General features: G+C 71.6%; 19 protein-coding genes and 1 pseudogene. 12 read left to right on the forward strand and 8 right to left on the reverse strand.

Annotation, left to right across the window (positions count from 1 at the left end; genetic code table 11):
• Nucleotides 1-60: 60 nt before the first annotated feature.
• Nucleotides 61-813, reverse strand: coding sequence for a CDP-alcohol phosphatidyltransferase family protein (locus H4N64_RS01805; protein WP_186280270.1), 753 nt, complete (start codon nt 811-813; stop codon nt 61-63).
• A gap of 107 nt (nt 814-920) precedes the next feature.
• Here H4N64_RS01805 and H4N64_RS01810 point away from each other — a divergent pair, with 107 nt between their 5' ends.
• From H4N64_RS01810 to H4N64_RS44755, 5 genes and pseudogenes are all read left to right on the forward strand, one after another.
• Nucleotides 921-1901, forward strand: coding sequence for a zinc-dependent alcohol dehydrogenase (locus tag H4N64_RS01810; protein WP_186280271.1), 981 nt, complete (start codon nt 921-923; stop codon nt 1899-1901).
• 114 nt (nt 1902-2015) lie between these two features.
• On the forward strand, nt 2016-2414 hold the full coding sequence (locus H4N64_RS01815) for a 6-pyruvoyl trahydropterin synthase family protein (protein WP_186280272.1): 399 nt from the start codon (nt 2016-2018) through the stop codon (nt 2412-2414).
• Complete coding sequence (locus H4N64_RS01820; protein WP_186280273.1) at nt 2411-3592, forward strand: glycosyltransferase; 1182 nt, start codon at nt 2411-2413, stop codon at nt 3590-3592. The genes H4N64_RS01815 and H4N64_RS01820 overlap by 4 nt, the downstream gene beginning before the upstream one ends.
• Nucleotides 3589-4560: an SAM-dependent methyltransferase gene (locus tag H4N64_RS01825; RefSeq protein ID WP_186280274.1), complete on the forward strand. Its 972-nt coding sequence runs from the start codon at nt 3589-3591 to the stop codon at nt 4558-4560. Before H4N64_RS01820 ends, H4N64_RS01825 begins: the two co-directional genes overlap by 4 nt.
• Nucleotides 4557-5483, forward strand: a pseudogene (locus H4N64_RS44755) (lysylphosphatidylglycerol synthase transmembrane domain-containing protein); the annotation flags it as partial. The gene H4N64_RS01825 and the pseudogene H4N64_RS44755, both read left to right, overlap by 4 nt.
• A gap of 65 nt (nt 5484-5548) precedes the next feature.
• On the opposite strand, the gene H4N64_RS01830 reads toward H4N64_RS44755, so the two are convergent.
• A complete protein-coding gene (locus tag H4N64_RS01830) occupies nt 5549-6298 on the reverse strand; it encodes a creatininase family protein (protein ID WP_186280275.1) in 750 nt (249 codons plus the stop codon).
• A 38-nt stretch (nt 6299-6336) separates the two neighbouring features.
• On the opposite strand from H4N64_RS01830, the gene ribA reads away from it, so the two are divergent.
• Genes ribA through H4N64_RS01845 form a run of 3 tightly spaced genes read left to right on the forward strand, consistent with a single transcriptional unit; the run spans nt 6337 to nt 9137 of the window.
• The gene (ribA, locus tag H4N64_RS01835) at nt 6337-6996 is read left to right on the forward strand and encodes a GTP cyclohydrolase II (RefSeq protein WP_186280276.1); all 660 of its coding nucleotides are present in this window, start codon (nt 6337-6339) and stop codon (nt 6994-6996) included.
• 33 nt (nt 6997-7029) lie between these two features.
• Entirely contained in the window at nt 7030-8001 is a 972-nt protein-coding gene (locus H4N64_RS01840) for an ornithine cyclodeaminase family protein (protein ID WP_186280277.1), read from the forward strand.
• On the forward strand, nt 7998-9137 hold the full coding sequence (locus tag H4N64_RS01845; protein ID WP_186280278.1) for an FAD-dependent oxidoreductase: 1140 nt from the start codon (nt 7998-8000) through the stop codon (nt 9135-9137). The genes H4N64_RS01840 and H4N64_RS01845 overlap by 4 nt, the downstream gene beginning before the upstream one ends.
• A gap of 69 nt (nt 9138-9206) precedes the next feature.
• Here the strand turns inward: H4N64_RS01845 and H4N64_RS01850 are convergent, their stop codons facing one another.
• Nucleotides 9207-10439, reverse strand: a complete 1233-nt coding sequence (locus tag H4N64_RS01850) for a serine hydrolase domain-containing protein (RefSeq protein WP_186280279.1) — start codon at nt 10437-10439, stop codon at nt 9207-9209.
• Between the two features lie 153 nt (nt 10440-10592).
• On the opposite strand from H4N64_RS01850, the gene H4N64_RS01855 reads away from it, so the two are divergent.
• Both H4N64_RS01855 and H4N64_RS01860 read left to right on the forward strand, forming a co-directional pair.
• Complete coding sequence (locus tag H4N64_RS01855; protein WP_186280280.1) at nt 10593-11033, forward strand: PPOX class F420-dependent oxidoreductase; 441 nt, start codon at nt 10593-10595, stop codon at nt 11031-11033.
• 124 nt (nt 11034-11157) lie between these two features.
• Nucleotides 11158-11535, forward strand: a complete 378-nt coding sequence (locus H4N64_RS01860; protein ID WP_186280281.1) for a VOC family protein — start codon at nt 11158-11160, stop codon at nt 11533-11535.
• A gap of 54 nt (nt 11536-11589) precedes the next feature.
• Here the strand turns inward: H4N64_RS01860 and H4N64_RS01865 are convergent, their stop codons facing one another.
• Together H4N64_RS01865 and H4N64_RS01870 are read right to left on the reverse strand one after the other, a co-directional pair.
• The gene (locus tag H4N64_RS01865; protein WP_186280282.1) at nt 11590-12936 is read right to left on the reverse strand and encodes an MFS transporter; all 1347 of its coding nucleotides are present in this window, start codon (nt 12934-12936) and stop codon (nt 11590-11592) included.
• Between the two features lie 176 nt (nt 12937-13112).
• Nucleotides 13113-13778, reverse strand: a complete 666-nt coding sequence (locus H4N64_RS01870) for a TetR/AcrR family transcriptional regulator (RefSeq protein WP_186280283.1) — start codon at nt 13776-13778, stop codon at nt 13113-13115.
• Nucleotides 13779-13906: 128 nt separating this feature from the next.
• Here H4N64_RS01870 and H4N64_RS01875 point away from each other — a divergent pair, with 128 nt between their 5' ends.
• Entirely contained in the window at nt 13907-14782 is an 876-nt protein-coding gene (locus tag H4N64_RS01875) for a shikimate dehydrogenase (protein ID WP_186280284.1), read from the forward strand.
• Between the two features lie 25 nt (nt 14783-14807).
• The gene (locus H4N64_RS01880; RefSeq protein ID WP_186280285.1) at nt 14808-16592 is read left to right on the forward strand and encodes a TIM barrel protein; all 1785 of its coding nucleotides are present in this window, start codon (nt 14808-14810) and stop codon (nt 16590-16592) included.
• On the opposite strand, the gene H4N64_RS01885 is transcribed toward H4N64_RS01880, so the two are convergent.
• Genes H4N64_RS01885 through gnd form a run of 3 tightly spaced genes read right to left on the reverse strand, consistent with a single transcriptional unit; the run spans nt 16579 to nt 19560 of the window.
• Nucleotides 16579-18042: a translocation/assembly module TamB domain-containing protein gene (locus H4N64_RS01885; RefSeq protein ID WP_186280286.1), complete on the reverse strand. Its 1464-nt coding sequence runs from the start codon at nt 18040-18042 to the stop codon at nt 16579-16581. The genes H4N64_RS01880 and H4N64_RS01885 overlap by 14 nt on opposite strands.
• Before the next feature lie 46 nt (nt 18043-18088).
• Entirely contained in the window at nt 18089-18676 is a 588-nt protein-coding gene (locus H4N64_RS01890; RefSeq protein WP_186280287.1) for a histidine phosphatase family protein, read from the reverse strand.
• Between the two features lie 8 nt (nt 18677-18684).
• Nucleotides 18685-19560: a phosphogluconate dehydrogenase (NAD(+)-dependent, decarboxylating) gene (gnd, locus tag H4N64_RS01895; protein WP_186280288.1), complete on the reverse strand. Its 876-nt coding sequence runs from the start codon at nt 19558-19560 to the stop codon at nt 18685-18687.

Raw genomic sequence — 19560 nt, forward strand, 5'->3', positions numbered from 1 at the left:
CACCTTCCTGAACCGGTCAGGCAGCGACCGGCTGCGGCCCCCCTCGCCCTCCTGAACCCGTCAGGCAGCGACCAGTTCCTTCACCTCCACGACCTCCTGAACCCGCGAAGTCCGCCACAGCCACAGAACATCCCGCCCGAACGACCACACCAGCGCCGCGAGAGCCGTGGCGACGACGCCGAGCTCGGCGAGATGCGGCAGCAGGCCCGAGGCGGCCAGGAGCAGGAACACGCCCTGGAGCGCGGCCACGGTCTTGCGGGCCGTGCTCGGCGGCAGCGGGGCGTTCAGCCACGGCCAGAAGCGGGCGGCGGCGACGAAGCCGTAGCGCATACCGCCGATCAGCAGCACCCACGGGCCCTGTGCCATCGAGACGTAGACGCTGAGCACCAGGATCAGGAACGCGTCGACCTCCATGTCGAAGCGGGCGCCCAGCGCGGTCGAGGTGCCGGTGTGGCGGGCGACCTTGCCGTCGACGCCGTCGAGGATCAGGGCCACGGCCGTCAGACCGACGAGGAGGGTGAGCGGCGGCGGGCTCTGGAAGGAGTCCGCGACCAGGGCGGTGACCCCGCCGACCAGGATGGAGCGGCCGAGGGTGACCCGGTTGGCGGGGCCGAAGGAGCGCAGCCGGGAGCGGTGCAGGGCCCGGGAGAGCACCGCCCAGGTGGCGACGGCGAAGGCGAGTCCGGTCAGCCAGCCCGCCGGCCCCATGCCGATCGCCGTGCCGAGCAGCGCCAGCACCAGGATCTGTACGCCCGCTCCGAGCGCCGTCTCCTGCTGGACCAGCCTCGCGTCGTAAGTGTTGTTCAGGGCCACCGAACATCCTCCGGCCGTGTGACAGAGTCGATCAACGCCGCGTACTGTGCGCGGCCTGTGCACACCTCGGTACGTGAACTACTTCCCGATCGTTCAGGAGGATGCGGATGAGGCCACCCGCACGCGCGTTCTGGCTCAGCAGTCCGGGTGAAGGCGAGATCCTGGAGGTGACCCTTCCGGTCCCGTCCGAGGGCGAGGTGCTGGTCCGCGCCCTGTACTCCGGGGTCAGCCGCGGCACGGAGACCCTCGTCTTCCGCGGCGGCGTCCCCGAGAGCCAGTACGCGGCGATGCGGGCGCCGTTCCAGGAGGGCGACTTCCCCGCGCCCGTGAAGTACGGCTACCTCAGCGTCGGCGAGGTCGAGGAGGGCCCCGCGGACCTAGTCGGCGCCACGGTCTTCTGCCTCTACCCGCACCAGACGCGCTACGTCGTCCCGGTCGCCGCCGTCACCCGGGTACCCGCGAACGTGCCCGCCGAACGGGCCGTACTCGCCGGCACCGTCGAGACCGCCGTCAACGCCCTCTGGGACGCGGCGCCCCTGATCGGCGACCGGATCGCGGTGGTCGGCGGCGGCATGGTCGGCTGCTCGGTGGCCGCACTCCTGGCCCGCTTCCCGGGCGTACGGGTCCAGTTGGTGGACGCCGATCCGACGCGCGCGAAGACCGCGGAGGCGCTCGGCGTCGACTTCGCGCTGCCGCACGAGGCCCACGGGGAGTGCGACCTCGTCGTGCACGCCAGCGCGACGGAGCAGGGCCTCGCCCGCTCGCTCGAACTGCTGTCCGCCGAAGGTACGGTCCTCGAACTGAGCTGGTACGGCGACCGCCCCGTCACCCTCCCGCTCGGCGAGGCCTTCCACTCCCGCCGGCTGGTCATCCGCAGCAGCCAGGTCGGCACCGTCTCCCCGGCCCGCGCGAACCGCACCTACGCCGACCGGCTCGCCCTCGCCCTCGAACTCCTCGCCGACCCGGCCCTCGACGCACTCGTCACCGGGGAAAGCGCGTTCGAGGAGTTGCCGGAGGTGCTGCCGAGACTCGCGTCCGGGGAGATTCCGGCGCTGTGTCACCGCGTGCGGTACACGGCGAGCGCCTGACCTGAGAAAAGAGTGAGAGACGGCTGAACAACGGGAAGCGAAGAGCCGTACTACTCCACATCCCGGGCAAGGATCAGCCGGGGATCAGACGCGCCGCACCTGGAGGGTCGTCCGTTGTTCAGCATCACCGTCCGCGATCACATCATGATCGCCCACAGCTTCCGCGGCGAGGTCTTCGGGCCCGCGCAGCGACTGCACGGAGCGACGTTCCTGGTGGACGCCACGTTCCGGCGCGAACAGCTGGACGAGGACAACATCGTCGTCGACATCGGGCTCGCCACCCAGGAACTGGGCGCCGTCGTGGCCGAGTTGAACTACCGCAACCTCGACAACGAACCCGACTTCGCCGGGCTCAACACCTCCACGGAGTTCCTGGCCAAGGTCATCGCCGACCGGCTCGCCGAGCGGGTGCACAAGGGGGCGCTCGGCGAGGGCGCCAAGGGCCTCGCCGGCCTCACCGTCACCCTGCACGAATCGCATGTCGCCTGGGCGAGTTACGAGCGTGCCCTGTGACCGACGTGACAGTGGAACGGGCACGCCTCACTTATGTGCCGGTGCAGAACTCCGCCCTGAAGAACGCCGAGATCGTGCCCATGTCCCTGCGCTCCGTGCACTTCGTGATGCCGGGCGGCGTCGACGACTTGGCCATGCCCAGCGGCGGCAACGCCTATGACCGGCGGGTCAGTCTGGACCTGCCCGGCTTCGGCTGGCAGGTCCACAAGCACGCGGTGGCGGGCGAGTGGCCCCGGCCCGGCGAGACGGCGCGTGCGGAACTCGCGTGTACGCTCCGGGAGTTGCCGGACGGCACGGTGGTGCTGCTGGACGGTCTCGTCGCGTGCGGGGTGCCCGAGATCGTCGTACCCGAGGCGGAGCGGCTGCGGCTGGCAGTGCTGGTGCATCTGCCGCTCGGCGACGAGAGGGGCCTGTCGGCCGAGGTCGCCGCGGAACTGGACGCCCGGGAGCGGACGGTGCTGCGGGCGGTCCCGGCCGTGATCGCGACCTCCGACTGGGCGGTCCGGCGCCTCGTCTCCCACCACGGCCTCGCCCCCGACCGGGTCCATGTCGCCGCCCCCGGCGCCGACATCGCCCCCCTCGCCTCCGGCACCGACGGAGTCTCCCGGCTGCTGTGCGTGGCCGCGGTGACCCCGCGCAAGGGACAGCACCGGCTGGTCGAGGCGCTGGCGGCGGTGACCGAGCTGCCGTGGAGCTGCGTCTGCGTGGGCGGACTCGGCCAGGACCCGGAGTACGTGGCCGGACTGCGGGCCCTGATCGGGAAGCACGGCCTGGAGGACCGGCTGGTGCTGGCCGGACCGCAGGCCGGCGCCGAACTCGACGCCAGCTATGCCACCGCCGACCTGATGGTCCTCACGTCGTACGCCGAGACGTACGGCATGGCGGTGACCGAGGCGCTCGCGCGCGGCATCCCGGTGCTGGCGACGGACGTCGGCGGTCTGCCCGAGGCGGTCGGCCGCGCCCCCGACGGCGGGGTGCCCGGAATCCTCGTCCCACCGGAGGACCCCCCCGCCCTCGCCGCCGAACTGCGCGGCTGGTTCGGCGAGGCGGACGTACGACGACGCCTGAAGGCGGCCGCGCGGGGCCGACGGGCCGCCCTCGACGGCTGGGCGACCACGGCCCGCAGCCTGGCCGGAGTACTGGGCCGACTGCCGAACGAACCCAGGAGGGCGGTATGAGGAAGACGGCGGCGACACATGACATGGGGTGGATTCCGGCGCAGCCCCGAACCGGCGGCGAGGACCTCGTGATCCCCGGCGCCGGTCCCGGTGAGCGCCCGACGCTGAAGCTGCGGGAGTCCGGCCCGGAGGAACCCCCGCGCTACGCCCCCGAGTGGCTGGAGCTGCGCGAGGGGCCCGACGGGGCCGCGCGGGCACACGAGTTGATCGATCCGCTGCGGATCAGGCTCGCCAATATGCCGGGAAAGACCGACGGACTGGTCATCCACGACCTGGGCTGCGGCACCGGCTCGATGGGCCGCTGGCTCGGGCCCCGCCTCGACGGCGCCCAGCACTGGATCCTGCACGACCGCGACCCCTACCTCCTGCACTTCGCCGCCGTCGCCTCCCCGCGCGCCGCCGCCGACGGCAGCCGGGTCACCGTCGAGACCCGCCGCGGCGACGTCGCCCGGCTCACCCCGGACGTGCTGGCCGGTGCCTCCCTGGTGACGGCCTCCGCGCTGCTCGACGTCCTCACCCGGGAGGAGATCGAGACCCTCGTCTCCGCCTGCACCGGCGCCGGCTGCCCGGCACTGCTGACACTGTCCGTCGCGGGCCGCGTGGAGCTCACCCCGTCCGACCCCCTCGACGACGAGATCGCCGAGGCGTTCAACGCCCACCAGCGGCGCACGGACCTGCTCGGCCCGGACGCGATCACCGTGGCCTGCGAGGCGTTCTCCGAACACGGCGCGACGGTACGGGTGCACCCGAGCCCCTGGCAGCTCGGCCCCGCCGAGTCCGCGCTCACCGCGCAGTGGCTGCGCGGCTGGGTCGGCGCGGCGGTGGAACAGCGCCCGGAGCTGCGTGGTCCGGCCGAGCGCTATCTCCGCGAGCGGCTGGCGGCCTGCGAGGCGGGGGAGTTGCGGGTCGTCGTCCACCACAACGACCTGCTGGCGCTGTCCCGCCCGGCGGACGGGGCGACGTCATGAGCGCGGAGACGGTGGGGGCGCTCGCCGTGCAAGTGCGTGCGGCCCAGCGGCCGACGTCCCTCTCGGTCCCCGTGGCCGCCACCGAATCCCCCCGCCCTCGCAAACTCCGTGCCCACCTCGGCACGGCCGTCGGCATCGCCATCCTCGCCGTCCTCCTGTGGCGCCTCGGCACCGGAGTCTTTATCGACGGCCTGCGCCGCATCGATACGACCGCCGTACTCGCGGCCGTCGGCATCGGTGTCGTCACCACCGTGTTCAGCGCCTGGCGCTGGCAGCTGGTGGCCCGAGGCCTGCGGATCCGGCTGCCGCTCGGCGCGGCCGTCGCCGACTACTACCGCGCGCTGTTCCTGAACGCGGCCCTCCCCGGCGGCGTCCTGGGCGATGTGCACCGCGCGGTCCGGCACGGACGCAGCGCCGGTGACCTCGGCCGGGGCGTGCGCTCGGTGGTGCTCGAACGGGTCGCGGGACAGCTCGCGTTGGTCCTGGTCGGCGCCGTCGTCCTGCTGACCATGCCGTCCCCCGTGCGCGACGAGGCCCGCCATCTCGCGCCGCTGCTCGCGCTCGCCGCCCTCGGCGCACTCGCGGTCGTCCTCGCCCTGCGGCTGAGCCGGCCGCCCTCCCGGCGCGGGCGCGTCCTGCTCGCCTCCCTCGAAGGGCTGCCGTCGCTGCGCAACTGGCCCGGCGTGGCGGTGTCGTCCGTCGTCGTACTGGCCGGACACCTCGCCACGTTCGTCCTCGCGGCCCGGGTCGCCGGCGCCACCGCCTCCGTCGCCGTACTCCTGCCGCTGGCCGTGCTCGCCCTGCTGGCGATGAGCCTGCCGCTGAACGTCGGCGGCTGGGGCCCCCGGGAGGGCGTCACCGCCTGGGCGTTCGGCGCCGCCGGGCTCGGCGCGGGCAGCGGGCTCGCGGTCGCCGTCGTGTACGGCGTGCTGTGCCTGGCCGCGAGCCTGCCCGGTGTCCTGGTCCTGGTCGTGCGCCGCCGGGCGCCCTACTCTGCGCCCAGCACGGAGAAATACGCGGCGAAGGCATCCGAAAGGCTCGCCAGCAGTTCCTTCCCTTTTTCCGCCGAACCCAGGGAAGGGCGGCCGATGACACCCGAATCGGTATAGGCGGACATACCGAGGGAGAGCAGATGACGCCGGTCGTCCGCGACGAAATCGGAGGTCTCGTATCCGGGCCGCAGCATTTCCGGATGCGCATGCAGAAGGATGGAGGTCTCTATTTCCCCCGCGTGCATGTCCGTCAGCAGCGAGGTGGCGACCCCGGCCCGTTCCCGCGCCGCTTCCCAGTCCTCCGCGGCCGGGAACAGTGCCATCCGCTCACCGCGCGCGGAGGACTCCTGAACGACGTTGCCCAGTACGTAGTTTCCACCGTGTCCGTTGACCACCACCAGGGCGTCCACGCCCGAGCGGCGCACCGAATCCGCTATGTCCCGTACCACCGCATGAAGAGTCACCGAGGAGATGCTGACGGTCCCCGGCCATGCCGCGTGCTCGTGCGAGCAGGAGATCGTCACCGGAGGAAGGAGGTGCACGGGGTGCGCGGCGGCGATCTCCCGTGCGACGGCGCAGGCGACGAGCGTGTCCGTGGCGAGCGGCAGGAAGGGGCCGTGCTGTTCGAAGCTGCCGACGGGAAGGACGGCGACCTGCCGTGAGACGCCCGCCCCGCGCGTCCGCACGTCTTCCGTGGTGTCCGCCGGCACCAGACCGTGTGCCGACCGCGTTTCCGAACCACTCATCTTTTCACGGCCCTTCGTCTCTGCTTAGGAACCAGATCATGACAGAAAAAGTTGGCGTACTCGGAAAGAAGTCACAGAAGCGCACCGGCGTGGAACGCGTTGTGAATGCCCCGTTGCCCACGGTGTACGGGGAATTCCGCGCGGTCGGCTACATGGACCACGATCGCGGTGACGAGCAAGTGGCTCTGGTCCACGGTGACATCGGCACCGAGGACGTCCTCACCCGGCTGCATTCGGAGTGCCTGACCGGTGACGCGTTCGGCTCCCAGCACTGCGAGTGCGGCGACCAGCTGGCCTCCGCGCTGCGCGCGGTCGCCGCGGAAGGCCGCGGTGTCGTCGTCTACTTGAGAGGGCACGAGGGCCGGGGCATCGGACTGCTCGCCAAACTGCGGGCGATGGCCCTGCAGGCGGAGGGCCTGGACACCGTCGAGGCGAACCTCGCCCTCGGCCTGCCCGTCGACGCCCGCGACTACGGCGTCGCCGCCCGGATCCTGGACGACCTCGGGGTACGCAGCGTCCGTCTGATGTCCAACAACCCGCGCAAGCGGGAGGCATTGCTGGAGCACGGGATCACGGTCGCCGAGCAGGTCCCGCTGCTCATCCCGCCGTGCGAGAGCAACATCACCTATCTGCGCACCAAGCGGGAGCGCCTGGACCACCACCTGCCCCATCTGGACGCCGTGGCGCACTGGTCCTGATTCCCGCGGGGGCCGCCCGGATAGGAAGAGGGAATGAACGACGACGTCCTCTTCCTCTCCGGCGACCAGGTGACCCGACTGCTCTCCATGGACGATGCCATCGCCTCGCAGCGCGCCGCCTTCACCGCCCTCGGCTCGACCGGCGCCGATCTGCCCGGGAAGATCATGCACCCGAGCCGCTTCGACGACAGTGTCATGTTCGCGTACCTCTCCCGGCTGTCCGCGGACACCGGGGCGGTCGCGAAGATCGGCAGCGTCAACCCGGGCAACGCGGCGGCGGGTCTGCCCACCGTGCACGCCGTCGTCACCGCCCTCGACCCGGTGACCGGCCGGCCGACCGCGGTCATGGACGGCACCGCGCTCACCACCCTGCGCACGGCCGCGGGCAGTGCCGTGGCCGTCGACGCGCTGGCCGGCCCCGACAGCGCGGACCTCGCCGTCCTCGGCTCCGGCACCCAGGCCCTCGCCCACGTCCGGGCCCTCGCCCGGGTGCGGGACCTGAAGTCGGTACGGCTGTGGAGCCCGACCGAGCGCAACCGGACCCGGGCCGCCGAGACTCTGACCGCCGAGCTGGGCCTGACCGTCGAGCCGGTCGGCACCGCCGAGGAGGCCGTCACCGGAGCCTCCCTCGTCGCCGCCTGCACCCTGAGCGCCACCCCGGTGGTGCACGGGGAGTGGCTGGCGCCCGGCAGCACGGTGGTGAGCGTCGGCTCCTTCGAACCGACCCGCCGCGAGGTCGACGCGGAGGTCGTACGGCGGTCAGCGGCCGTGGTCGTCGACGACCCGGAGACCGCCGCCCACCACGCCGGACCGGTCGTGGACGCGCTGGCCGCGGGAGTGCTCACCGCCGAGGACCTGATCCCCCTGGGCGGGGTGCTCACCGGCGCCCGTACCGCCCGCACCGCACCCGGGGACATCGTCTACTACAACAGCGTCGGCCTCGGCATCCAGGACGCCGCAGCGGCCTGGGCCGTGATCGACGCGGCGCGGGAGGAGAGCCGGTGAAGGCGGAGGTCGTGGTCGTCGGCGGCGGGGTGATGGGCGCGAGCATCGCCTGTCATCTGGCCCGCGCGGGGGTGCGGGACGTCGTCCTCGTGGAGCGGGACGAACTGGCCTCGGGCTCCACCTCCAAGGCGGCCGGAGGGGTGCGGGCACAGTTCTCCGACGAGCTCAACATCCGGCTCGGCGCCCGCAGCCTGGAGGCCTTCGACCGGTTCGAGGCGGACACCGGGCAGGACATCGGGCTGCACAAGGTCGGCTATCTGTTCCTGCTGTCCACCCCGGAGGAGGTCGCCTCCTTCGAGACGGGCGTACGGCTCCAGAACTCCCTCGGCGTACCCAGCCGCATGCTCGACCCGGCCGAGGCCCGCCGCCTCTCCCCGCTGATCGTCACCGACGGACTGCTCGCTGCCGCGTACTCACCCGACGACGGGCACTGCACACCCGAGTCCGTCGTCCAGGGCTACGCGGCCACCGCCCGCCGCCACGGCGCGACCGTCCTGCGGCACACCGAGGTCACCGGCATCGACCTGCACGGCGACACGATCACCGGCGTGCGGACCACGAATGGCCGGATCGCCACCGGCACGGTGATCTGCGCTGCCGGCGCCTGGTCGCGGGCTCTTGGCGCCATGGCCGGGGTCGATCTGCCGGTGGAGCCGCTGCGCCGCCAGATCGCGGTCACCGAACCGGTCCCGGATCTGCCGCCCCACCTCCCGATGACCATCGACTTCACCACGAGCCTGTACTTCCACACGGAGGGCCCGGGCCTCCTCGTCGGCATGTCCGACCCCGACGAGCGTCCCGGCTTCGACACCAGCACCCACGACCGCTGGATCCCCCGGCTGTACGAGGCCATGGAACACCGTGCCCCGAGCCTCCTCGACCTGCGCCGCACCGGCGGCTGGGCGGGCCTGTACGAGCAGACCCCGGACCACAACGCTCTGATCGGCGAGGCGACTTCCCCCTCCCGTTTCCTCTACGCCACCGGCTTCTCCGGCCATGGCTTCCTCCAGGGACCCGCCGTCGGCGAGGTCGTCCGCGACCTGTACCTCGGCCGCGTACCCTTCGTGGACGTCAGCCCCTTGAGCGCCGACCGGTTCGCGGCCGACGCCCCGCGCCCGGAGGCCAACTGCGTATGAGCGACCGGGTGGTGCACGGTCGGTGGCTGTGTGAACTGGCCCTGGAGGGAGTGGGGTTCACCCTGCGCGTCAGTCGGTGAGGGCCTCGTGGACCAGCCGCTTCAGGTCCGGGAACATCGTTTGGGATGTCTTCGGCCGTACCTGGGTCATGAACTGCACGGTCAGATCGCGGGTCGGGTCGATCCAGAAGGTCGTGGTCGCCACACCGCTCCAGCCGTAGGTGCCGAGGCCGGCGGGGGCCCGGGTGCGGGACGGGTCGATGACGACGGAGACGCCGAGGCCGAAGCCGACGCCGTCGTTGCCGGGTTCGTCGTGGGCCGGGTGGCTGCCGAAGGAGCGCAGGTCGGCGCCGCCGGGGAGATGGTTGGAGGTCATCAGGTCGACCTTCTCGGGGGCGAGGAGACGGGTGCCGTCGAGTTCGCCGCGACGGCGCAGCAGCTCCATGAAGCGGTGGATGTCATGGGCCGAGGCGGCCATGCCCCCGCTTCCGGACAGGAACCGGGGGCGGCCGTGCAGCAGCGGAAGCCCGGGGATCGGAGTGATCCCCCCGTCGTCGGTCTCGCCGTACAACTCGGCGAGTCTGTCCGCCTGTTGGTCCGTGACGCGGAAACCGGCGTCGGTCATGCCGAGCGGGCGGAAGACGCGCTCGGCGAGGAACTCGTCGAGCGGCTGCCCGGAGACGACCTCGATGACCCGGCCGAGGACATTGGTGGCGACCGAGTAGTTCCACTGCGTGCCCGGGTCGAACTGGAGCGGCAGGCGCGCGTACACGTCGACCGTCTCGGCCAGATCCGAGCCGGGCAGCACCGCGGACTCCAGATGGGCGTCGCGATAGAGGGCGTCGACGGGGTGGCAGTGGTAGAAGGCGAAGGTCAGGCCCGCGGTGTGGGTCATCAGATGCCGGATCATCATCGGACCGGCGGCCGGGCGGGTGCGGACGTCGCTGCCGGAGCCCTCGACGTACACCCGCGGCTCGGCGAAGGCCGGCAGATGGCGGCCCACCGGGTCGTCGAGCGACAGCTTCCCCTCCTCCACCAGCAGCAACGCGCCGACCGAGGTGATGGGCTTGGTCATGGAGTAGATCCGCCAGAGGGTGTCCGCCGACACCGGCAGCCCGGCGGCCACGTCACGGTGGCCGTGCGTGGTGAGGTGGGCGACGCGTCCGCCACGGGAGACGGCGACCAGGAAGCCGGGCAGCCGCCCCTCGTCGACGTAATGCGCGAAGTGCTGGTCCAGGCGGTCCAGCGCCTTCGGATCCAGGCCGACCTCGCCCGGTTCGACCTCTTGTCGCAGCTCTGCCATCGCTCTCCTTACGCATGCAAGCGTCGAGGTGCTCCGGTCTACCCAGCCGGAACGGCCTCCGACCTCATCGTCGCGCAGGAACAGGCGTGCGGTCCTGTGGATCGCCTTGCTCGGCGCGGGAATGTCCGGCTCGGCCAGTCCGGTTTACGAGACATGACTCAGGACCGGACTGAACAGGCATTGCTCCAGTTGCTCTCCGAGGGGCACGGCGGTGTGCTGGTGACCCTCAAGCGCGACGGCCGCCCCCAGTTGTCGAACGTCAGCCACGCCTACTACCCGGACGAGCGGATCATCCGGGTCTCGATCACCGACGATCGCGCCAAGACCCGCAATCTGCGCCGGGACCCACGGGCGTCGTACCACGTGACCAGCTCCGACCGATGGGCCTACACCGTCGCCGAGGGCACCGCCGACCTCACGCCCGTCGCGAAGGACCCGCACGACGAGACGGTCGAGGAACTCATCCGCCTGTACCGCGACGTCCAGGGCGAGCACCCCGACTGGGACGACTTCCGTGCCGCGATGGTCCGGGACCGCCGCCTGGTGCTGCGACTGAAGGTGGACCGGGCCTACGGAGTCCCGAAGCGCGGCTGAGCAAGTCGGGTGCAAGGGCCCTTGTGCTGCGACGTCATCTCAGCCCCGGTGGGCGCGATCAGCGCCGTGCTCGGGGCGGTTGGTTCCGGCGCCCCCGAGACTTAGGCCCCCCGGCGCAGGCCCGATGACCGATTTCCGGCGGAGGTGCGCTGCCGAGCGCTTCTGGGGCGAGGGGCTGGGGCTGAGCGTCGTATGGCGGGCGGAGGGTGGATCCGAACCCGGTGAGCATGATCTGCTGATGCTCGGCTGGCCCGATGCCGACTGGCACCTCGAACTCGTCCATGAGCCCGCCCGTCCCGTCGAGCCTCGGCCGACCGAGGAGGACCTGCTGGTCCTCTATGTCGACGGACCCGTACCGGAGGACCTCGTCGCGCGGCTCGAAGAGCACGGCGGCAAGCGGGTCCCGTCCCCCAACCCCTACTGGAACCAGTGGGGCGTCACCATCGAGGACCCCGACGGCTACCGTCTGGTCCTCTGCGAGCGGGGCTGGTCCAACGCGTAACGGCCCGAACCCCGGAGCCGCAACGGCGTCCGGGGTTCAGCAGGCGGCAAAGGCTCAGGCCGTCACCGTCTCCCGCTGGGCCGCCTCGTCGGGCATGCGCTCGCCGAGCTGCTCCGTCGGAACCTTGTGCGTCTCGCGCGCCGACAGTGCGGCGATGACCGGCGGGACGCACAGGGCGGCCGTGAACAGCGCCACCGCCGACCAGTTGTCGCCGTCCGGGCCCGCGATCTGCGCCGCGAAGGTCACCGCGAAACCGGCGACCGCGAAGCCGATCTGCGTGCCGATCGCCATGCCGGACAGCCGGACCCGCGTCGAGAACATCTCGCCGTAGAAGGACGGCCAGACGCCGTTCGCGGCGCTGTAGACCACACCGAAGGTGACGATGCCGAGCAGCAGGGTCAGCGGGTAGTTGCCCGTCGAGATCGACCACAGGTAGAAGAACATCATCGCCGCGCTGCCCGCCGCGCCGATCAGGTACACCGGGCGGCGGCCGACGCGGTCCGAGAGCGTGGCCCACAGGGGGATCGCGGCGAGCGCGACGAGGTTCGCCAGCGCACCCACCCACAGCATCGACGACCGGCTCATGCCGACGGAGTCGCTCGTCGCGTACGCCAGCGCCCACACCGTGAAGATCGTGCTCACCGAGGCGACGAGCGCGCCCGCGATCACCCGCAGCACATCGGCCCAGTGCTCGCGCATCAGCACCGCCAGCGGCAGCTTGACCACGCCTTCCGTCGCCGCCTGCTGGGCGAAGGCCGGAGTCTCGTCAAGCTTGCGGCGGATGACGTAGCCGACGACGGCGACCGCGATGCTCATCCAGAACGGCACCCGCCAGCCCCACGCCAGCAACTGCTCCTCGGGGAGCGCGGCGATCGGGATGAAGACGAGCGTGGCGAGCAGTTGGCCGCCCTGGGTGCCGCTGAGGGTGAAGCTGGTGAAGAAGCCGCGCCGGTGCGGTGGCGCGTGTTCCAGGGTCATCGAGTTCGCGCTGGCCTGCTCGCCGGCCGCGGAGATGCCCTGGAGGACCCGGCAGAGCACCAGCAGCACCGGGGCGAGCGTGCCGACCTGGTCCCGGGTGGGCAGACAGCCGATCAGGAACGTCGACAGGCCCATCAGGATCAGCGTGAAGACCATGATCTTCTTACGGCCGAGTCGGTCGCCGTAGTGGCCGAGGAAGAGCGCGCCGATCGGGCGGGCGGCGTAGGCGACACCGAAGGTGGCCAGCGACAGCAGGGTCGCGGTGGCCGGGTCGGACTCGTCGAAGAAGACCTCGGGGAAGATCAGGGCGGCCGCGCTGCCGTAGATGAAGAAGTCGTAGTACTCCAGGGCGCTGCCGATCCACGCGGCGGTCGCGGCTTTCTTCGGCTGCCCGGGCGGGGCGGCGGGGGTGGGGACGGACACGGCGGCTCCTTTGAGGGAACTCCAACTTAAGGGGAGTGAGCGGAGGGGGAAAGGGCCGGATCTTCGGCTAATTAACCCACTGGATAGTTAGTACCGGTGGGAAGGGATGTTGCGCCCGCGTTTCCCGCGTGTCAAGGGGTCGTGCCGTACGAAGGTGCCGCGCGCCCGGTGTGCGGTCAGTCCGCCGCGCGCTCCGCCGTCAGGTACGCGATCACCATGTCGCCGAGCATGGTGCGGTAGTGCTCGCGCTGGGCCGGATCGACGAGGTCGCGGCCGAACAGGGCGCCGAAGGTGTGCCGGTTGGCGACCCGGAAGAAGCAGAAGGAGCTGATCATCGCGTGCAGGTCGACGGCGTCCACGTCGGCGGTGAACAGGCCGGACTCCTGCCCGGCCGCCAGGATGCGGCGGATCACGTCCAGCGCCGGTGAGCCGATCTTGCCCAGCTTCTCGGAGGCGGCGATGTGCTCGGCGCCGTGGATGTTCTCGATGCTGACCAGGCGGATGAAGTCGGGGTGTGCCTCATGGTGGTCGAAGGTCACCTCCGCCAGGCGCCGGATGGCCGCGACGGGGTCCAGATGCTCGACGTCGAGCTGCTGCTCGGCCTCGCGGATCACGCCGTACGCCCGCTCGAGTACGGCCGTGAACAGCTGTTCCTTGCCGCCGAAGTAGTAGTAGATCATCCGCTTCGTGGTGCGGGTGCGGGCGGCGATCTCGTCGACGCGGGCGCCGTCGTAGCCGGCGCGTGCGAACTCCTGGGTCGCCACGTCGAGGATCTCGGCCTGGGTGCGGGCGGCGTCACGGATGCGTCCGCCGTGCCGTGCCTGTTCGTCGACGCTGGTCATCGGGTTCCTTCGGGCGAGGGACAGGTGTCGCGATTGTAAGAGCTCGGCCCGGACCACTTCCTCTGCCCGGGGAAGCAGTGCTATGACTAACGTACTAGTTCGTACATTAGCTGCCCTGGAGGTCCGCGGTGCCCAAGGACTCGTATCTCGTCGGACTGATCGGTTCCGGTATCGGACCCTCGCTCAGCCCGGCCCTCCACGAGCGGGAGGCCGACCGGCAGGGGCTCAGGTATGTGTATCGGCTGATCGACATCGACGTCCTCGGTGTACCGCCCGAGCGGGTCGGCGAGCTGGTGCGGGCCGCGCGCGATCTCGGCTTCGACGGGCTCAACATCACGCACCCGTGCAAGCAGCTCGTCATCGAGCACCTCGACGCCCTGTCCCAGCAGGCCGAGGCGCTCGGCGCGGTCAACACCGTCGTCTTCGACGCCGGGCGGGCCGTCGGCCACAACACCGACGTCACCGGTTTCGCCGCGTCCTTCGCGCGCGGGCTGCCCGACGCGCCCCTGGAGCGGGTCGTCCAGCTCGGCGCGGGCGGCGCGGGGGCGGCCGTGGCGCATGCCACCCTCACCCTCGGCGCCGAGCGGGTCACGGTCGTCGACGCGCTGCCCGAGCGGGCGGCCGACCTCGCCGACTCCCTGAACCGGCACTTCGGCGAGGGGCGGGCCGCCACCGCGTCCCCGGACCGGCTGGCCGAGCTGCTCGGCGTGGCCGACGGCATCGTGCACGCCACCCCGACCGGCATGGCGGCCCACCCCGGCCTGCCCTTCCCCGCCGAGCTGCTGCACCCCGGGCTGTGGGTCGCCGAGGTGGTCTACCGGCCGTTGGAGACCGAACTGCTCCGCACCGCCCGGGAGCTGGGCTGCGCCACCCTCGACGGCGGCGGTATGGCCGTGTTCCAGGCCGTGGACGCGTTCCGGCTGTTCACCGGGCGGGAGCCGGAGAGCGCGCGGATGCTCGCGGAGTTCGCCGCGCTGACCGACGTCATGGCCGCACCGCAGTAAACCCCGCAGTAAGAGAGGTACCGACGTGCGTACGTCCATCGCCACCGTCTCCCTCAGTGGATCTCTCACCGAGAAGCTCACGGCCGCTGCCCGGGCCGGCTTCGACGGCGTGGAGATCTTCGAGAACGACCTGCTGGCCAGCCCGCTGACCCCCGAGGAGATCCGCGCCCGCTGTGCGGATCTGGGGCTGACCGTCGACCTCTACCAGCCGATGCGGGACATCGAGGCGGTGCCCGAGGACGTCTTCGCGCGCAATCTGCGCCGGGCCCGGCACAAGTTCGAGCTGATGGGCCGCCTCGGCGCCGACACCGTGCTCGTCTGCTCCAGCGTCTCCCCGCAGGCGATGGACGACGACGACCTCGCGGCCCGGCAGCTCGCCGAACTCGCCGACCTCGCCCAGGACTTCGGCATCCGCGTCGCCTACGAGGCGCTCGCCTGGGGACGGCACGTCAGTACGTACGACCACGCCTGGCGCATCGTCGAGCAGGCCGACCACCCGGCCCTGGGCACCTGCCTGGACAGCTTCCACATCCTCTCCCGGGGCTCCGACCCGAAAGGCATCGAGGACATCCCCGGCGAGAAGATCTTCTTCCTGCAACTGGCCGACGCCCCGCTGCTCGGCATGGACGTCCTGCAGTGGAGCCGCCACCACCGCTGCTTCCCCGGCCAGGGCGGCTTCGACGTGGCCGGGCTCGTCCGGCACGTGCTGCGCACCGGATACGAAGGACCGCTCTCGCTGGAGGTCTTCAACGACGTCTTCCGGCAGGCCGAGGCCGGCCCCACCGCCGTGGACGCCCAGCGCTCCCTGCTGGTCCTCCAGGAGTCCGTGGGCCTCGCCGAGCCGCCCGCACCCGTCGTCCCCACCGGGGTCGCCTTCGCCGAACTCCTCACCCCTGACGCCGAACCGGTCTCGGCCGTGCTGTCCGCCCTGGGCTTCGCCCGCACCGCACGGCACCGCAGCAAGCCGGTCGACCTCTGGCAGCAGGGCGAGGCCCGGATCCTGGTCAACACCGGCGGTGCCGCACGCCGCGAGAGCGTCCGACTCACCGCCATCGGCCTGGAGTCACCCGACCCCACGGGCGCCGCCCGCCGCGCCGAGGCCCTCCTCGCCCCGGTGCTGCCCCGCCGCCGCGCCCCCGAGGACGCGGCCCTGGACGCCGTGGCCGCCCCCGACGGCACGGAACTGTTCTTCTGCGGCGCCCTGTCCGACTGGCGGGGCGACTTCGAGGACGTAGCGCACACCCCGGCGGCCACCGCCGTGACCGGCGTCGACCATCTCGCGCTCACCCAGCCCTGGCACCACTTCGACGAGGCGACCCTCTTCCACCGCGGTGTCCTCGGCCTGCACGCCCAGCCGAGCGTGGACGTCGCCGACCCCTACGGCCTGCTGCGCAGCCGCGCCGTCACCAACGCCGACGGCAGCGTCCGTATCGCCCTGACCGTGCGCGCGGCTCCGGGGGACGACACGGTCCACGCCCAGCACATCGCCCTCGCCACGGACGACGTGGTCACGGCGGCCCGGCGCTTCCGCGAGGCGGGCGGCGGCCCGCTCCCCGTCCCGGCCAACTACTACGACGACCTGGCGGCCCGATTCGACTTCGCCGACGGCGAGTTGGAGACCTACCGCGAACTGGGCATCCTCTACGACCGGGACACGGGCGGCGCCTTCCGGCACTGCTACACCCAGACCGTGGGGCGGGTGTTCTTCGAACTCGTCCAGCGTGACGACGGCTATCGGGGCTACGGCGCCCAGAACGCGCCGGTGCGGCTGGCGGCGCAGCATGCGGTGCGGGCGGTCACTGGCGGTTGACCGTGCGGGTCACACCGGCCAGGATCGCCGTGGCCAGGACCCAGCCGGTGAGGACGAGGACGTACGACAGCGCCTGGCACCAGCCCGCCGGGTCGAAGGCGCCCTCCTGGCCGAAGGAGATCACCGGCAGCAGCAGGTCGAGGGTGAAGAAGACGGCGTTGAAGTGTGGTGCCTCGTCGGCCTTCAGCGGCTGGGGCTCGTTGAGCGCGTATGTCACCGAGCCGACGGCGAGCAGTGACACCAGCCAGCCGAAGGCGCGCAGCGGGCGGAAGCCGTAGCCGACGGTCGCGTCCTGGACGTGCCCCCACATGCGGCCGTACCAGGAGAGCGTGGAGCGGTGTCTGCGCTGTTTGGCGAGCTGGACGAGACGGGCCGCGTTGTCGTCGCCGATGCGGCGGTAGGCGGCGGTCAACTGCTCATAGGCGTGCGGCACATAGCCGTCGCGGTCCCGCTCCAGCATGGCCAGCCGGCGCTCGGCGGGCTCGTGCGGGGTGAGGGTGGTGTAGACGAGGTTGTCGAGCCGGACCTCCGCCGGAACCATCTCCGGTTCCAGGAACAGGTCGTCGATCACCGCGCGGCGCAGATTGAGCGTGCCCTCGGGCGGCGGGCCCTTGCGCAGCCACAGCTCCCCGATCATGCTGCTGCGTGCCCGCAGTGTGGCGTCGCCGGGATTGGACAGGCGGGCGTACGACAGGTCCAGGCGGCCCGCGATCCGGGCACCCCTGAGGCCGATCCAGCCGTGGATCTCGGCCCGGCGGAGCTGGAGGTCGCCCTCGACGGTGAGTGTCTGTCCGTCGATCGCGATCAGGCCGGGCCGGTCCAGCTGTGCGTCGGTCAGGTTGACCGACCCGCTGATGGTGGCTCCGCTGAGCCGGAGTTCCCCCTGGGCGCGCATCCCGGGCGCCCACAAGTCGTCGTTGATGACGGCCTGGTTGAGCCTGAGCACGGGCTCCGAGGGGTCGGGCGCGGTCAGTTCGGCGCCGTCGAGGAACACCGCGCCCGATATCTGGGCGCCCGCGAGTGACAGCGGCCCCTGGACGCGGCAGTCGGTCAAGCGGAGGGTGCCGTCGACGCGGGCGGCGCCGAGGCCCACCCCGGGCAGCACGGAGCCGCGCAGGCTGAGCCGGCGCAGCTGGATGCCGTAGAGCTCCGGACGTTCGTCGAAGTGGCAGCCGATCAGCCGGACCGGGTGGTCGATGACGGCGTGGGTGAGATCGAGCACGCCGGTGATCCGGGCGCCGGTGACCCAGAGGACGGCGATCTCCCCCTCCTCCTGGGGCGCGCTGACCAGTAAGGCCCTCAACACCGAGGCGCGCAGGGTGCGTTCCGGCCCCCAGTCGGCGCCGCCCGCCGTGTCCTCGTCCCCGGCGGTGCCGAAGTCCACCTGCTCACCGCGCGGGAACGCCCGCCACACCCGCAGTTCGGCCGCCGTCAGATCGTTGATCTCCATCGCTGGGGACTCTGACCCGGCCGAACCACGGGTGTCAACCGCGCCTTTAAGGACGCGTGTTCCACTCCGCGATCACCGGCCGCCCATGCTCCAACGACAGCCGGCTCACCGTCCCGGTCGCCAACTGGAACAGCCGTCCCTCCGCCGGGGACAGCCCCAGCCGCCGTGCCGTGAGGACGCGCAGGAAGTGGGCGTGGGCCACCAGCACCACGTCCCCGTGCGGCAGAGCGCCGTCCACGCGGGACAGGACACGGTCGGCCCGTTTCCCCACCTCCGTCGGAGACTCGCCGGGGTGCCCGTCCGGGCCCGGTGGGACGCCGTCGGTCCACAGGTACCAGTCGGGGCGGGTGCGGTGTATCTCGCGGGTGGTGATGCCCTCGTAGCCGCCGTAGTCCCACTCGCGGAGGTCTTCGGTGGGCAACGCCCCGATGATGCCCGCGAGTTCGGCGGTGCGGCGGGCGCGGCCCAGGGGGCTGGTCAGCGCCAGGGAGAAGGTCCGGGACGAGAGGAGCGGAGCGAGCGACTTGGCCTGTTCCTCGCCGTGCTCGGTGAGGGGCAGGTCGGTCCAGCTGGTGTGCTGTCCCGACACGCTCCACTCCGTCTCGCCATGGCGGACCAGCAGTAGATCCCCCATGGCCGGACCTACTTCGACTCGACGGCGTGGCCGCCGAACTGGTTGCGCAGCGCCGCGATCATCTTCATCTGCGGGGAGTCCTCCTGGCGGGAGGCGAACCGGGCGAAGAGGGAGGCGGTGATCGCGGGCAGCGGTACGGCGTTGTCGATGGCCGCCTCGACGGTCCAGCGGCCCTCGCCGGAGTCCTCCGCGTAGCCGCGCAGCTTGTCCAGGTGCTCGTCCTCGTCGAGGGCGTTCACGGCCAGGTCCAGCAGCCAGGAACGGATGACGGTGCCCTCCTGCCAGGAGCGGAAGACCTCCCGGACGTCCGTCACCGAGTCGACCTTCTCCAGCAGCTCCCAGCCCTCGGCGTAGGCCTGCATCATCGCGTACTCGATGCCGTTGTGGACCATCTTGGAGAAGTGCCCGGCGCCGACCTTGCCCGCGTGGACATAGCCGTACGGGCCCTCGGGCTTGAGCGCGTCGAAGATCGGCTGGACCTTGGCGATGTGCTCGGCGTCGCCGCCGACCATCAGCGCGTAGCCGTTCTCCAGGCCCCAGACGCCGCCGGAGACACCGGCGTCGACGAAGCCGATGCCCTTCTCGCCGAGCTCGCGCGCGTGCTTCTCGTCGTCCGTCCAGCGGGAGTTGCCGCCGTCGACGACGATGTCGCCGGGGGACAGGAGCTGCCCGAGTTCGTCCACGACGGACTGGGTGGCGGCGCCCGCCGGGACCATCACCCAGACCACGCGCGGCCCTTCGAGCCTGTCGACCAGTTCGGCGAGGGAGGCGACGTCGGCGAGGTCCGGGTTGCGGTCGTAGCCGATGACGGTGTGGCCGGCGCGGCGGATCCGCTCGCGCATGTTGCCGCCCATCTTGCCGAGGCCGATGAGTCCGAGCTGCAT

Origin of the sequence: Streptomyces cupreus, from assembly GCF_014257025.1 — a bacterium.
Classification (GTDB): domain Bacteria; phylum Actinomycetota; class Actinomycetes; order Streptomycetales; family Streptomycetaceae; genus Streptomyces; species Streptomyces cupreus.

What these genes read in the sequence shown, in the direction of transcription:
- gnd (WP_186280288.1), bottom strand. Translation starts at nt 19,560, where the DNA reads ATGCAGCTCGGACTCATCGGCCTCGGCAAGATGGGCGGCAACATGCGC.
- ribA (WP_186280276.1), top strand. Translation starts at nt 6,337, where the DNA reads ATGACAGAAAAAGTTGGCGTACTCGGAAAGAAGTCACAGAAGCGCACC.
- H4N64_RS01860 (WP_186280281.1), top strand. Translation starts at nt 11,158, where the DNA reads ATGACCGATTTCCGGCGGAGGTGCGCTGCCGAGCGCTTCTGGGGCGAG.
- H4N64_RS01810 (WP_186280271.1), top strand. Translation starts at nt 921, where the DNA reads ATGAGGCCACCCGCACGCGCGTTCTGGCTCAGCAGTCCGGGTGAAGGC.
- H4N64_RS01885 (WP_186280286.1), bottom strand. Translation starts at nt 18,042, where the DNA reads ATGGAGATCAACGATCTGACGGCGGCCGAACTGCGGGTGTGGCGGGCG.
- H4N64_RS01870 (WP_186280283.1), bottom strand. Translation starts at nt 13,778, where the DNA reads ATGACCAGCGTCGACGAACAGGCACGGCACGGCGGACGCATCCGTGAC.
- H4N64_RS01840 (WP_186280277.1), top strand. Translation starts at nt 7,030, where the DNA reads ATGAACGACGACGTCCTCTTCCTCTCCGGCGACCAGGTGACCCGACTG.
- H4N64_RS01830 (WP_186280275.1), bottom strand. Translation starts at nt 6,298, where the DNA reads ATGAGTGGTTCGGAAACGCGGTCGGCACACGGTCTGGTGCCGGCGGAC.
- H4N64_RS01855 (WP_186280280.1), top strand. Translation starts at nt 10,593, where the DNA reads ATGACTCAGGACCGGACTGAACAGGCATTGCTCCAGTTGCTCTCCGAG.
- H4N64_RS01825 (WP_186280274.1), top strand. Translation starts at nt 3,589, where the DNA reads ATGAGGAAGACGGCGGCGACACATGACATGGGGTGGATTCCGGCGCAG.
- H4N64_RS01850 (WP_186280279.1), bottom strand. Translation starts at nt 10,439, where the DNA reads ATGGCAGAGCTGCGACAAGAGGTCGAACCGGGCGAGGTCGGCCTGGAT.
- H4N64_RS01890 (WP_186280287.1), bottom strand. Translation starts at nt 18,676, where the DNA reads ATGGGGGATCTACTGCTGGTCCGCCATGGCGAGACGGAGTGGAGCGTG.